The 13,764-nt window shown below is 42.2% G+C and carries 10 protein-coding genes; 3 read left to right on the forward strand and 7 right to left on the reverse strand.

Going from position 1 to position 13,764, the window contains the following annotated elements; all coding sequences use genetic code 11:
- The first annotated feature begins 11 nt into the window (after positions 1–11).
- Entirely contained in the window at positions 12–1,409 is a 1,398-nt protein-coding gene (locus BM161_RS08730) for a sensor histidine kinase (protein WP_074931786.1), read from the forward strand.
- Here BM161_RS08730 and BM161_RS08735 read toward each other — a convergent pair.
- Positions 1,388–3,235 (reverse strand): ABC transporter ATP-binding protein, encoded by a 1,848-nt coding sequence (locus tag BM161_RS08735; RefSeq protein WP_218150247.1) that lies wholly within the window; start codon positions 3,233–3,235, stop codon positions 1,388–1,390. The genes BM161_RS08730 and BM161_RS08735 overlap by 22 nt on opposite strands.
- Positions 3,232–5,058, reverse strand: coding sequence for an ABC transporter ATP-binding protein (locus tag BM161_RS08740; RefSeq protein WP_074931789.1), 1,827 nt, complete (start codon positions 5,056–5,058; stop codon positions 3,232–3,234). The genes BM161_RS08735 and BM161_RS08740 overlap by 4 nt, the downstream gene beginning before the upstream one ends.
- A 61-nt stretch (positions 5,059–5,119) precedes the next feature.
- Here BM161_RS08740 and BM161_RS14375 point away from each other — a divergent pair, with 61 nt between their 5' ends.
- The gene (locus BM161_RS14375) at positions 5,120–5,296 is read left to right on the forward strand and encodes a hypothetical protein (RefSeq protein ID WP_177206222.1); all 177 of its coding nucleotides are present in this window, start codon (positions 5,120–5,122) and stop codon (positions 5,294–5,296) included.
- Here BM161_RS14375 and BM161_RS08745 read toward each other — a convergent pair.
- The 4 genes from BM161_RS08745 to BM161_RS08760 form a co-directional block, all read right to left on the reverse strand.
- Complete coding sequence (locus BM161_RS08745) at positions 5,293–6,561, reverse strand: acyltransferase family protein (RefSeq protein WP_074931790.1); 1,269 nt, start codon at positions 6,559–6,561, stop codon at positions 5,293–5,295. The genes BM161_RS14375 and BM161_RS08745 overlap by 4 nt on opposite strands.
- Before the next feature lie 71 nt (positions 6,562–6,632).
- On the reverse strand, positions 6,633–8,225 hold the full coding sequence (locus BM161_RS08750) for an alpha-L-arabinofuranosidase C-terminal domain-containing protein (RefSeq protein WP_074931793.1): 1,593 nt from the start codon (positions 8,223–8,225) through the stop codon (positions 6,633–6,635).
- A gap of 47 nt (positions 8,226–8,272) precedes the next feature.
- Positions 8,273–9,658, reverse strand: a complete 1,386-nt coding sequence (locus BM161_RS08755) for an MATE family efflux transporter (protein WP_074931796.1) — start codon at positions 9,656–9,658, stop codon at positions 8,273–8,275.
- A 24-nt stretch (positions 9,659–9,682) separates the two neighbouring features.
- On the reverse strand, positions 9,683–11,032 hold the full coding sequence (locus BM161_RS08760; RefSeq protein WP_074931798.1) for an MATE family efflux transporter: 1,350 nt from the start codon (positions 11,030–11,032) through the stop codon (positions 9,683–9,685).
- A gap of 243 nt (positions 11,033–11,275) precedes the next feature.
- On the opposite strand from BM161_RS08760, the gene BM161_RS08765 reads away from it, so the two are divergent.
- The gene (locus BM161_RS08765; RefSeq protein ID WP_074931801.1) at positions 11,276–12,715 is read left to right on the forward strand and encodes an alanine/glycine:cation symporter family protein; all 1,440 of its coding nucleotides are present in this window, start codon (positions 11,276–11,278) and stop codon (positions 12,713–12,715) included.
- Here the strand turns inward: BM161_RS08765 and BM161_RS08770 are convergent.
- Positions 12,712–13,764, reverse strand: a complete 1,053-nt coding sequence (locus BM161_RS08770; protein ID WP_074931804.1) for a GGDEF domain-containing protein — start codon at positions 13,762–13,764, stop codon at positions 12,712–12,714. The two genes, BM161_RS08765 and BM161_RS08770, sit on opposite strands and share 4 nt — an antisense overlap.

Consider the following 13,764-nt stretch of genomic DNA (forward strand, 5'->3'; position numbering starts at 1 on the left):
GAGGTTATAGAATGAAACGCTCTTTTGCAGTACGGCTTTCTCTCCGTTTTATGTTCATTCTAACAACCTCTGTTTTTTTGCTGTCGGTTTCTTTTTTATATGCGGTTCGTTCTCTTGTACAGGCAAATCAGACAGAAAATCTCATAGAATCCGAAACTCAGATAGTTGCAGAATTGTCTGAAAGTTTACCGCAATTGCAGGTTTTGTCTGAAGATGAAGAACTTGTATTAATAACAAGCGAATTGCCTTATTATCACACTTACATTGCTTATGATGTTGAAACTGAGCAAGTGCTTGCAACAAACGATCCTTTTTTGCCCCTATTAAAAGATACTGGCGGAAAGTCCCTGCATTATTTTGAAAAAGAATTCTTTTTTGATGGTGATCTGGATATTTTGTATTATGCTGCTACACATCAGATTGATGGACGTACAATTGTTGTTGCAGTTGCAGAAAATATTGAAAATGATTCTTTTTCAAAGCTCTTTCAAAAATTACCTTCGGCCCTTTTATTCATGGCTCTGCCAGTGCTTTTGCTTTCATTCTTATTTTTGTTATTTCTTACAAAAAATACAATTAAACCCGTTGTAAAGATTACCCGTGCGGCCCGTACTATGACAACAGAAAATCTTGATGGCCAGTTGCCTTTGACTGGACGTGGGGATGAAATAGATGAGCTTTCGGTTGCATTCAATGAGCTGTTCATGCGTATTAAAGCGGATTTTGACAGAGAGCGTCAGTTTTCAAGTGATGTTTCGCATGAACTTAATACGCCGCTCACGGTGATTTCGGGGCAGGCGGGGCTGCTTTTGCGCTGGGGTAAAGATGATCCTGTACAGCTGGAAAAATCTTTGAATGCGATTAAAGATGAAGCAAAATCAATGCACGCGATTATTCAGAACTTACTTCAGATTTCGCGTATTGAAAGCGGACGTATTAAACCTCAGATTTGTGATGTTGATATAGGGGAGCTGCTTTCGCGTGTTGAGCAGGAGTTTGCGGCTGTGGCCCCTGAGGTCAAATTTGAGATTTCCTGTGAAGTTTGTGAAGGAGAAGCTCTTAATGTTCAGACAGATCCTGAAATGCTTCATCAGATTCTTACAGTCTTTGTTTCTAATAGTGTAAAATTTGCTGAAGGGCATTGTACAATAAAACTTGGGACTGCGAGGGATGAGGACGGCAGACTTGTTATTTCTGAAAGTGATGATGGGCCTGGAATTGCTGAAGAAGCACTTCCTCATGTTTTTGAACGTTTTTATCGCGCAGATGAAGCTCACACAAGAAGCGTGGGTGGTTCTGGGCTTGGGCTTTCAATTGCAAAAACACTTGCAGAAGCGCTTGGCGGTGAAATTAGCGCCGGTAACGTTGAGCCGCACGGCGCCTTATTTCAGTTATATTTACCTGCCTGAGCATTCCACATTTCTGCATACTTACCGTTGCGTGCAAGGAGCTCGGAATGTGTGCCCTCTTCAATAATGCGGCCGCGTTCAAGCATGATGATACGGTCTGCATCGCGGGTTGTAGAAAGACGGTGCGAAATATAGAACACGGTTTTTCCTTTTGCTGCTGTTTCCATTGCCTTATTGAGTTCGTATTCGGCAATAGGGTCGAGGGCACTGGATGGTTCGTCCATAATTAAGATGTCAGCGTTCTTGTAGAAGGCGCGTGAAATTGCAACTTTCTGACTTTCACCGCCGGAGAAGTCTACACCCTTTTTATCAAACTCGGTTGTGACCTGTGTAAAGAGGCGGTCCGGGAGATGCTGAAGCTTGTGTTCAAATCCTGCTGAGTTCAAGGCCTTTGTGATTTCCGGCGCTTTTGCTTCAATCTCTTCTTTTGTCATATCATCCATTACAACATTTTCTGCGAGGTTTGCACCGAACATCTGATAGTCCTGGAATACAACACCAATGCGTTTGTGATATTCGCGAGGGCAGAGTGTGCTTACGTTCTGACCATGATAGCTGATGCTTCCGCTTGTCGGGTCGTAAAGGCGCATCAAAAGTTTGATGAGGGTAGTTTTTCCCGCTCCGTTGTAGCCTACAATAGCGATGTGTTCGCCAGGTTTTACGGTGAGTGAAATATCATCAAGAACTGTGCGGCCTGTTTCGGAATACTTAAAGGAAACGTGACTGAGGGAAAGTTCTCCGGCTCCCTCTGGAACAGCATTACCTTCATCATCTTTGAGACGTGGTTCGTATGCGAGGAAGGCGCGGATCTTATCAATGAACATGCTGTTCTCATGAGCCTTTGGACCAAGATCCGCAAAACGGCTCATACTACCTCTAAGACTTCCGGTGCGGTTGAACAGAATTACAGCATCACTGTAATTTACAGTATGAAGTACCGCAGCCTTATAAACCAGGTAAGTGATATATAAACCGTCAATCAGAAAATCACCAACGCCGTAGTCTTTGAGGAACTGGAGCCAGATACGTTTGCCGGCAACCTTCTTGTGCTCTGCAATAATAGCGTCATCGGCCTGTGCAAACTCCTCTTCCAGCTGAGTACCGGTATTTGGATGCAGTCTGAGTTCCTTTGCAAAATCCTTGAGATAAAAAACACGGCTTACATAATCGCGCTTTCTCATGTGTGGATTTACTGCAACGCGGTTTGCGTAGTTAACCTTGTTCAACTTTTTAGAAACTACGAAACGCATGATGAAGGAAACAAAAACAAAAGCGATTCCGATCGGGTCTGTCATCAGGTAGAAAATACCTGTGGTAAACAGAACTGTAATGGCCTGTACGGTCATGTTCAGAAGTTCAAGGAAGCGGTCAATCGCAGCCTCGGACTCGGAAACGCTTAAAACAAAGTCGTTGTAATAGGCCGGGTCGTCGTAGCAGTAAAGATCTATCTTGGAAGCTTTCTGGAACATCTGCTCTTTGAGGGCGCGGTACAGGCGCGGCTTGTATTTGAACTGCCAGCCGTAAATAAAAAATCCGTCTGGAATAATTTGAAGAATGTTCATCAGAAGAATCATTCCGATGTAAAAAAGTGCTTTGCTGAACGGCTCATGGAACTCGGCACAGCGGAGTACGTAGCGGATTCCAAGCACGTGTTCCAGGAAGATTACTCCCTGATAGCGGAAGGCGTCATAGAGGTGATAAATCATGTAAAGCGGGCAGGTCTTAAAACAGAGCTTCCAGAGGAAAATCTGATTTTTGAGAACGGTGCTGCGCGGTTTTGAGTTTGCTGTGGTGCCGGCTGTTGTAGTTTTCATCTTGTTTTTCATGCCCAGATTCCCTCCGTTTGTTTTGTTTTATCGGCCAGATAGTTTTCTGCCTGTTTTTCGTACATGTCTGCGTAAATTCCGTGTTTTGCCATAAGTTCGCGGTGTGTTCCTTCTTCGCGGACTTCTCCGTTTTCCAGAAGGAATACATGGTCTGCATTCTGAACCGATGAAAGGCGGTGCGAAATAAAGAGCAGAGTGTTTTCCTTGCAGGCCTTTAAGATGTTGTCGAAGAGTTTGTATTCGGCAATCGGGTCGAGGGCGCTGGAAGGCTCATCAAAAACCTTGATGGGACAACGTCTTGCAAAAGCGCGTGACACAACAATTTTCTGAAACTCGCCGCCGGAAAGTACTGCACCTTCATCATCAAACTCACGGGTGAGGGTAGTGTTGATTCCCTGCGGAAGGCTCATTACTTTTTCATAAACTCCTGAAAGCTGGAGCGCTTCGGTAACAATTTTATCGCGTTCTTCTGCAGGAATGTTTTCACCAAGAGTTACATTGTCTGCAACGCTCATTGAGAACATTCTGTTGTCCTGGAATGCAGTGGCAAAAAGTGCTCGGTATTTCTGCAGGTTGTACTCTTTGATGTTGCGGCCGTTCAAAAGAATCTCGCCTTCTGTCGGGTCGTAAAAACGAAGCAGCAGTTTTATGATGGTTGATTTTCCCGCTCCGTTGTGACCTACAAGTGCGTAAGTTTTTTTGCCTTCGAATTTCATATTGAGGTTTTTGAGAACCGGAATGTCTTTATAAGCAAAACCGACTCCGCGAAACTCAATAGATTCAATTTCGTTTCCAGGATCTGCTCCATCATAATCTTCAGGAATCTTTTCTTCGTATTCAAGGAAGGTTCTCAGGTAATCAATAAAAAGTCCATTCTTAAAGCTTGCAGTAACAGAGTCTGTAAAGCCGATTAGAATCCAGGTTGTAGAAACCATCATACTTGTGATAACGGCAAGCTGCGCAAGTGTCATAGTTTCACTAACTAACGTTCGGTAGGCTCCATAAATCAAAAGACCTTCAAAAATAAAAGTGAAGGTAAACATTACGTAGAACCAGTGGAAGAATGCAGACTTCAATACAAACTTTTTTGTTACATCTGCAACGCCTGTAATGGCATCGGTGTACTGGCGCTTGAGAAGATTGAAAATATTTGTAAGGCGGATTTCCTTTGCATAATCTTTGAGATACATAATTCGGTTTATGTAGTCGATGCGGCGGTTATGCGGAGCCATCTCTTTGTTACGCTGATATTCAATGTGACTATTGAGACGTCGGAAATAAAAGTTTCCTATTATCGGGAGGAAGATGAAGGCAACTGAAAACTTATCTACCTGAAACATAAAAATAAAAGCAAAAATGCTCGCAATAAAACCGAAGAAGAGGCCGAAGAAAGTATCTACAGTTTCGATTATGCGGGTATCAGCATTTTTCATTGCCAGCGTATATTTATCATAGAAATCGGAGTTTTCAAAACATTCAAGTTCAACATTGCACGATTTTTTGAAAAGCATCTGATACAGTTTTTTATTTACTTCTGTATCTGACGTTGGCTTGATATAGCCCAGAACAAAGCTGTTGTACAAAGCCATGGTTGCAAAAATTGCAACTGTAATCGCAATGAAAATCATAATTGCAGAAAAGGTCTCTCCGTTCTGCAGGGCGTTGATTACATAGCGCATAAAAAAGGCACTGTAAAAAAGCCAGCCGAAATAGTAAAGAAGTTTTGAGAGAGCCAAAAAAATTATGATTCGCGGGCACATTTTCCACACAAGGGAAAGTGCATAGAAATTGTTTTTGAGCGAATTGATCTTTTTTAATTCCATAGTTTAGTATAACAATTTTTTAGTTATTGAAACAACCTGATTTCTGTTTTATATTAATAATATGCCAGAAAACAGAAAGATTAAAATTAAAGACGAAACCGACAAGACTCTTTATGAGGTAAAGCTTGATGCCTCAGCTGAGAACAAGAAGATGAATCCTGTTCTCAAAGGCTTTCTGCTTATACTCGCGATTCCTGCCGGCTTTGCTATCGGATATCTGTTGTTTAAATATCTTTAGTCTTTGGTCCCTGAGCGGAGTCGATGGGTAATCAATCTACATAAGAATTTGTAAAGCAATCCAAGAAGAATGGTTACTGCAAAAACGGCAACGAAGTAAATTGCCATATTGTAGTGACCTGGTTTTTGAAGCACAATATTTCCATACTGTCTGCTTGGTTTATAAAGAAGGAATCGGAATGCTGTTATAGCAATCAGATTCATCATATAAGTTTCAAGAGAATATTTTCCAAAGAATCGGCTTACAGGATTTGAAACCTTGTATTTGAGCATGATTGTAAAGAACATAACTGCAAACATCATGCTGTAAGGAATAACGCAGAAATAGGTTGCGATTTTTCTGTCGATATCAGGACCACGTCCGCTCCATTCTGTCCACCAGCCAAAACGCATCTGTCCGTAAGAAGAAAGGGCAAAGGTGATAAAGGTAACAAAAATCACTAGAAGAAGTTTTCCCCAGTAGAACTTTTTGAACCATTCACGAATCTGAGTTTCAAACTGTGCAAAGAGCATACCAATCAAAAAGGCCGGGCAGGAATTAATCCACCATTCACCGGAGAGCCACCAGATCTGCTGCTGTGTCCACCACTTTGACTGAAGTTCACCAGTCTGTGAAAGCCACCAGTTCTTAGGACCTGCAAACCAAGGGAAATGTCCGTTTACGCAGAAAATCATTCCAAGCGCAACAATTACAAGAGCCATAAGGCAGTAACTGATTTTTCGGTTTTTGATGTTTTTGAAAAACAGATAGAAAGCAATATAGAGGATGGAAGCAATAATCGGATACCAGGCATACTGGTTCATCATTGTGATTCCGATGATGTGTGTAATCCACTGCATTGGAGGTAAACGCTCTCCGCTTGCAAAACGAAGAATTCCGTAAATCACAATACTTACATAGTAAGGAATGACGAGAGTTTTTACTACACGCTTTTTGATAAAGCCGTTGAAGTAATCCGGCTTTGTTTCAAGACTTTTGATAAGTCCAAAGCCTGAACAGAAAAAGAAGATTGCAACAAAGAGGAAGCCGGCATTTACAAAGATTGAAAGTTCTCCTGGCTTTGAAAATCCGTTTGCCTGCTGGAAGGCATCTTCCTGCGAAATGTGATGAAGAATTACGCCAATGGCCGCAAAACCTCGCAATGACATAAATGAGTCTAATGAAGAAGAATCTTCATGAAACTGATCTTTTTTGAAACCGGCGAATTTTCCGCCCCAGATAAGAAGTGCCAGAATTAGCACGTAAACAGTGTAGGTTAAGTACATTTTATGCCTCACAATTTTTAATATATTTAAAAATTATAAGGCATAAAATGCTGTCGTGAAAGTTTTATTTTTTATTTTTCGAAAACAATAACATTCCATGAAAGTGGCTTTACCCTTGTTGAAGCAATGCCATTTTCAATAGTTACGCTGCAAGCCTTTGGTGCTTTCCAGTCGTTTCCAAAGCTGCTCTTTGCGTCAAAGTCTTCGCTGTAAAGCTCATAGCTTGCTGCAGATTTAAAGCCTTCAAAACCACGTACATCAAGGTCGAGAGGATACTCTTCTTTTTCGTTGCGGTTGATGACAAATACTGCAAGGCGGCCTTTGTTTTCGTCCCAGGCGCAGGCACTGTCTATGTAGTTTACATTGTTCTTGCCTGTGTACTGAGAAGTGTCATCAATTGCGTAGCCCGGCATATCAAAAGTTTCTGAATCAACTATTGTCTGGAGAGAAGTACCCTTTGCATAATCAATGAGCTGGCGGAATGCATAGTTTGTTGCAGGAATCCATACATGGTCGTGATTTGAAGCAACCAGAGAAGCAAGTCCTCCTGTCATACAGCCAATTTTTACGCGGTCTGCATGGCGTAAGAGTGCGAGCTGGATTGATGTCATGCTAAGAACCTTGAGCATATCTCCACCAGGGAATTCACGCTCCGGCATATTGTCCGGGTCGTGACGAACATATTTGCGCTCTGGATCAAACTTGTAGTGAACGCGTGCCATATTGTACGGACCGTAGCCAGGATTCAGTTCGCTGAATGGACGAGGGAATGCGCCATACTCATCAAAAGAAATATTTACCTTGCGAGGTGAGCGGTGCTTAGCCTGAATGTAATCGAGCATTGCTGCTTCTGTGTTGATAAAATCTTCATAATAAAGAGAGCCACCAAGCAGTGATAATGTGTCTCCCGGTTTTGCAATGTGATAGTGGTGAAGGGCAAGATAGTCTACTGTGTCGTAACACTGGTCCATCACCTTTGCTTCCCATTCAGGATAGTGATCCATAAATGAAGCAGAAGAGCCGCAGACAACAGTCTCAACAGTTTCATCAATCCACTTCATAGCCTTTGAAGCTTCGTGGCAGAGAGTTCCATAACCGGTAGGATTCTTTTCCCACGAGCCGAGCTGCCAGTGACCGTCCATTTCGTTTCCAAGACACCAGGTTTTTACACCGTAAGGTTTTTCGTGACCATATTTACGGCGAAGATCAGACCAATAAGTTCCGCCTTCATGATTTGTATATTCAATGCAGTCCATTGCGTCCTGCAGAGTTCCTGTTCCAAGGTTTACTGTGTAGATGGGAGCAGTTCCTACTTTTTCTGCCCACTGAAGATATTCGTCATGACCAACATCATTTGGAATATACTGATGCCATGCCGGGTCAAGATGAGCCTTGCGGCCTTCCATAGGGCCAATTGAGTCTTTCCACTGCCATGCTGAAACAAAGTTTCCGCCCGGCATACGAACTGCAGGCAAGCCTGTCTCGCGCAGTGCATTAATAAAATCTGTGCGGAAGCCCTGAGCGTCTGCAGTAGGGTGCTTTGGATTAAACATAGTTCCGTTTACCATAGTACCAATTGGCTCAAGAAACGCAGAGAACAAGCGGGGTGAAATCTCCCCGATTGTAAATTTTGGATGAATTGTGATTCTAGCTTTTTTTGACATTTTGAAATCCTCCTAATTTTTGTCATCCTGAACTTGTTTCATGATTTTTATTTTCCAGTGGAAATTTTCTTAATCCATTTTTCACTGCGAAGGCGGATTACACACCACACAGTTTTTACAATATCATCAGATTTGAGGGCAACGTAAATCCAGAAAGCCGGCCAGTGGAAAACAAAGCCTGCAAGGATTCCGAATGGAATTGAAAGTACCCATAAAAAGATATTGTCGGCGAGCATAAGCATTTTTGTGTCGCCGCCGCCACGCAGAACGCCCTTTGTCATAATGCTGTTTGTAGCGCGGAAAATTATGATAAGGCTGATTGCCGCCATAAGCTGGCCTGCAATGTTTACAGTCTCTTCGCTTACGTTGTAGGTTGAAATGATAGGTTTGCTTACTGCCAGAATAAAAATAGCAGAGAGGGCTCCAAGCGCAAAACCAAGTCCCAGGAACATCCAGCCCTGCTGCATAGTTTTCTTTTTATCACCAAGGCCAAGAGTCTGACCGGTAACAATTGCCCCTGCCTGTGAAACACCCTGAATCACAACAGTACTGAGCTGCTGGGTTACACTTGTAATTGCATTTGCCGCAACAAAGGCTGCTCCCAGGTGTCCAATTACCATTGCAACAGAGTTGTTTCCGATTGCAAGAATTGCATCACTGATAAGGACAGGAATACTGATTCGGATATATTCTCCAATCAGAGAACTTGTCTTCATAAAAAGATCTTTTACACGGAACTGAATCTTTTTATCAACAAAGAAAAGATATCCTACAATCATGATGGCTTCAAAAAGACGGGCAATCAGAGTTCCAAGGGCAGCACCGGCAACCTCCATACGAGGTGCTCCAAACTTTCCGAAAATAAAAGCATAGTTAGCACCAAGGTTTACAAAAAAGGCGCCAATAGAAACATAAAGCGGAAGTCTTACCTGACCAACACTTCGCAGTACAATTGTAGAAACGAGCGAGGTTCCAAGGAAGAAGTAAGTTATAATTGACCAGCGGAAATAAATATCACCAAGGCGGATAATTTCTTCGTCGCTGGTGTACATCTTCATAAGAAGGCTTGGCATGAGCAAGGTTGCAAGTGCAAACAGAGCAGCGAGTCCCACTGTAATTCTGAGCATAAGACAGACAGTCTGCTTGAGAGCGTGGCCGGCTTCTTCTTCGTGACCGTCTGCTGCTTTTTTCATACCCCAGTAACGCGAAACGAGAACCGAAGCTCCCATTCCAAGGCCCATACAGAAAATATGATAGATACTGATAAATGAGTTTGCTAAAGATGTGGCCGAAAGCGCATTTTCACCAAGGCTTCCGACCATAATTGTATCGAGCATGTTTACGCCGATACTGATAAGACTTTGAAGTGCAATAGGAAGGGCGAGTGCAAACACGCCCTTATAGAATTTAGGTTCATTTTGAAAGAGTTTCATGAAGGCATTGTAAAACGTTTAACATTATTCTACAAGCCGGTGTTTCTCCCATCTTCGGCTCTTCCATCTCCACAGCATTACAAGACCGCGGGTAGTTTCATCAGTTCCAATTCCAAGCCAGAAGCCTACAAGACCAAGTCCGCATTTGATACCAAGAATATAGCTCAAAAGAACCTGAACAGACCAGTTTGAAAAGATTCCGTATAATACAGGGAATCGTACATCACCAGAACCTTTAAGACCACCAATATAAATCAGATTAAGGGAGCGGCCAAATTCAATATATGCCGAATAAAGCAGCAGAGTACTTACAAGAGCGTGAACTTCCGGAATATCTGTAAAAATGCTGATTACAGGATTCTTTATCAGATTGACTATGACAATCATAATCATAGAGCAGGAAGTTGCCACAAGCTGATAGCGGAATACCTTTTTGTAAACAACTTCATTCTGATGAGCGCCAACAAAGTAACCAGACTTAATCTGAGTAGCCTGACCAATCGCAATAGCAGCAACGAATACAAAGCGCAAAATAGTCATTGTGTAAACCTGGGCAGACATGGCATAAGTTCCAAGAGTAGAAATCATTGCCATAACTGTAATCTGGCTTACGTTATAAGAAAGACTTTCGCCCGCTGTAGGAACACCAACCTTAAGAACCATCTTAAAGGCATCTTTTGGGACCTTTGTGATGCCATGAATATGGAAAACAACATCCTTGCGACGGCGGATAAAGAAGAAGAAAAGAATGCAGGAAACAACCATTGCAAGGCCTGACGCACCTGCAACACCAGGAACTCCGAGTACAGGCAAGCCAAACCAGCCGTAAAGCGAAAGGGCATTACCAAGAACGTTTGTGAGATTTGCGGCAATCGAAACAATCATAGCTTCTGTTGTGTAGCCGTAGCTGCGGAGAATTGCTCCCTGAAGAAGACTGAACGCATTAAAGAAACAGCAACAGCCGCCGTAAATTACAAAATACTGCCATGCGTAGTGGCGGACAATTTCTTCAAGCTGATAACGGCCAAGCAGCCAGCCGGTTCCAAAAATAACCAGAGCGGTAAGCAGAAGCGAAATGAAAAAGACCATGATTGCACCCGCCTGAGCAACATGCCCCAGTTCTTTTTCTGATTTTTCTGCGCCAAGGTACTGTGCAAGTACAATTGAACATCCGGTACCAATTACAGAGAATATAATAGTAAGAAAGAATACATACTGAGAAACAAGACCTACAGCAGCAACAGCTTCGTTACTGTAGGAACTGAGCATCATAGTATCAACAGAGGAAACTAAAATTCTGAAAAACTGCTCCATTGCGATAGGCAAAGTGAGCTTGAGCATCGGCAATGCGCCACGATTCTTATTCTGTGCCATAATTGTATTGTATATTGTTGAAAAAATTGTAAATTGTCAAATTCTCTTAAAAAATAGACCTCTTCGCTTCATAAATTTTTGTGATTTTTTCACCATTTTTCACAGTTGTATTGATGAATAGAAACAAAAAATCCGATATAATAAAGTAGGAAACTTTCGGTGGCTGCAAAGTCTGTTATGTCATTCAGCCAGTGCACCCGAATGTTTTCAAAGGTATAACATTATTTTCTAAAAGGTGGAAAAATGACTTTCAGTTCAGTTCTTGATTCCATTGATGGAATCGTGTGGGGAATCCCTACAATCGTCCTTATCCTTGCCACAGGTCTTATCCTGACAATCCGTGCACGTGGCATTCAGTTCACAAAGTTTGGAAGAGCCTTCAGATCAATCTTCAAAGAAAATGAAGGTAAAGGTGAGCTTTCTGGTTTTGCAGCCCTCTGTACAGCACTTTCAGCAACAATCGGTACCGGTAATATTGTCGGTGTAGCAACAGCTCTCGTAGCAGGTGGTCCTGGAGCCCTCTTCTGGATGTGGATTGCCGCCATTCTTGGAACAGCAACAAAATATGCAGAATGTATGCTTGCTATTAAATATCGCGAAGTAAGCCCAGACGGACACGTTCTTGGTGGACCTTTCTATACAATCGAAAAAGGTATGGGCCCTAAGTGGAAGTGGCTCGCAGTGCTCTTTGCAGTATTCGGAGCTCTTGCCGGTATCATGGGTATTGGTACAATGACTCAGATCAACGGTATCACTTCTGCAGTAAACAACGCATTTGACCCTAACAGCGCACACATCGCTTTCACACTCTTTGGAAATGACTACACATGGGCAACAGTAATTGCCGGTGCAGTTGTAACAATCTGTACAGCACTCGTAGTAATCGGTGGTATTAAGCGTATTTCAAAAGTTGCAGAAAAAGTTGTTCCTGCAATGGCAATTATCTATGTATTCCTCGGACTATCAATCCTCATCATGAACGCAATGAAGATTCCTGGCGCATTCGTTCTCATCTTCAAGAGCGCATTCGGATGGAAGGCTGTTGGAGCCGGAGCAATGGGATTCGTATTCAAGCAGATTACAGACTCAATGCAGAAAGGTATTGCACGCGGTATCTTCTCTAACGAGGCCGGCCTTGGTTCTGCGCCAATCGCTGCTTCTGCAGTTCAGACAAATGAACCTGTAGAGCAGGGACTTGTAAACATGACTGGTACAATCATTGATACACTCATCATCTGTACAATGACAGGTCTTGCAATCGTAATCGCTTTCTATGGTGATATCATTGGTGGTGTTACAGAATGGAACGCAGGTGCTCAGGGTGCTGTTCTTACAGCTACAGCTTTTGCAAAAGTACTTGGTGGTGACGGACACAGCGTTCAGTTCCTTCTTATGCTTTGTCTTGCTTTCTTTGCTTTCACTACAATTCTTGGATGGGACTACTACTCAGAAAAATGTCTTGAATATCTTACAAAGGGAAATATGGGACCTGTAAAGGCTTACCGCTGGCTCTACATTCTTGCAGTTGCAATCGGACCATACTTCACAGTAAACGCTGTATTTACAATTGCAGATATTTTCAACGGTCTTATGGCAATTCCTAACTGTGTCGCTTTGATTGCTTTGAGCGGTGTAGTTGCTAAGGAAACTAAGGCTTACTTTGATAAGTATCCGACACTCTAATTAATTTCATCGCCGTTCATGTAAATCTTATTACGGCCATCAGTTTTGGCTAGGTATAGATTTTCATCGGCGATTTTAAGAGTCCGGTTATAATCTTTGCAGAAGGAAGCAATACCTGCAGAGATTGTAACCGGATTTCCTTCTACTACAAAATGCATCCGTACATCGTTCATAATCCGCTGAAATAATTCAAGCGTCTTATTATCTGGCAGGCGTGAAAGAATTACGAATTCTTCTCCACCGTAGCGGTAAAGTTCAAATTCATTCGAACAGTATTTAAGAACAATTTCAGAAAGATTCTTCAGTGCAGTGTCACCAATCTGATGTCCGTAGGTGTCGTTTATATTCTTAAAATAATCAATGTCATAAATAATAACGCTCTTTACGCCAAGTTCGGCGCGGTTATCAAGAGCACGTCTGTTATAAAGACCAGTCAGTTCATCACGCGAAGAAAGTTCCTTATAGCGTTTTTCTGAATCTTCAAGATTACGATTCTGTTTTGTAAACTGCTTTGAAACAACAAAACATACGCAGAAAATAAAAATATAGTTGATAGAAAATGCTGTACAGGTTTGAAGCATTTTTGAATTTGTAATAACCTCGCGGCCAGGAAAGAACGGAGCAACAAAAGTTAATACAAAAAGAAGATTATAATAAATCAGATTCGCAACAGGGAAGAAGAAGCTTGTCTTTTTGAGCGGCATTGAAAAGCCATAGTACATCGGAATAATCAGCATGTAAAACGGAAAACCGCAGCGAAGGTTTCCATTTGTAATGTACATGGCGGTAAAGGTAACAAAGCCGTAGAAGGTAACCGCAATAAAATTAAAGCGGTTGTAATCCTTCTTCTTAAAACAGTAATAAAGGAAAATAAAAAGAAGAATGAGAGCGCATACAAAACAGACCGAACTGTCTACAATGTAATTTTCAGCTCCGCTTACATGGAGAAGCCCTGTTATAAAGGAAATTATTGCTCCAATAAAATTGGTAGTAATTCCAAAAATTCCGAGGATTGTAGCAAGCTGTTTTGCAAACGTCTCATTCTGCAT

The organism is Treponema bryantii (genome assembly GCF_900113965.1).
Classification (GTDB): Bacteria; Spirochaetota; Spirochaetia; order Treponematales; family Treponemataceae; genus Treponema_D; species Treponema_D bryantii_A.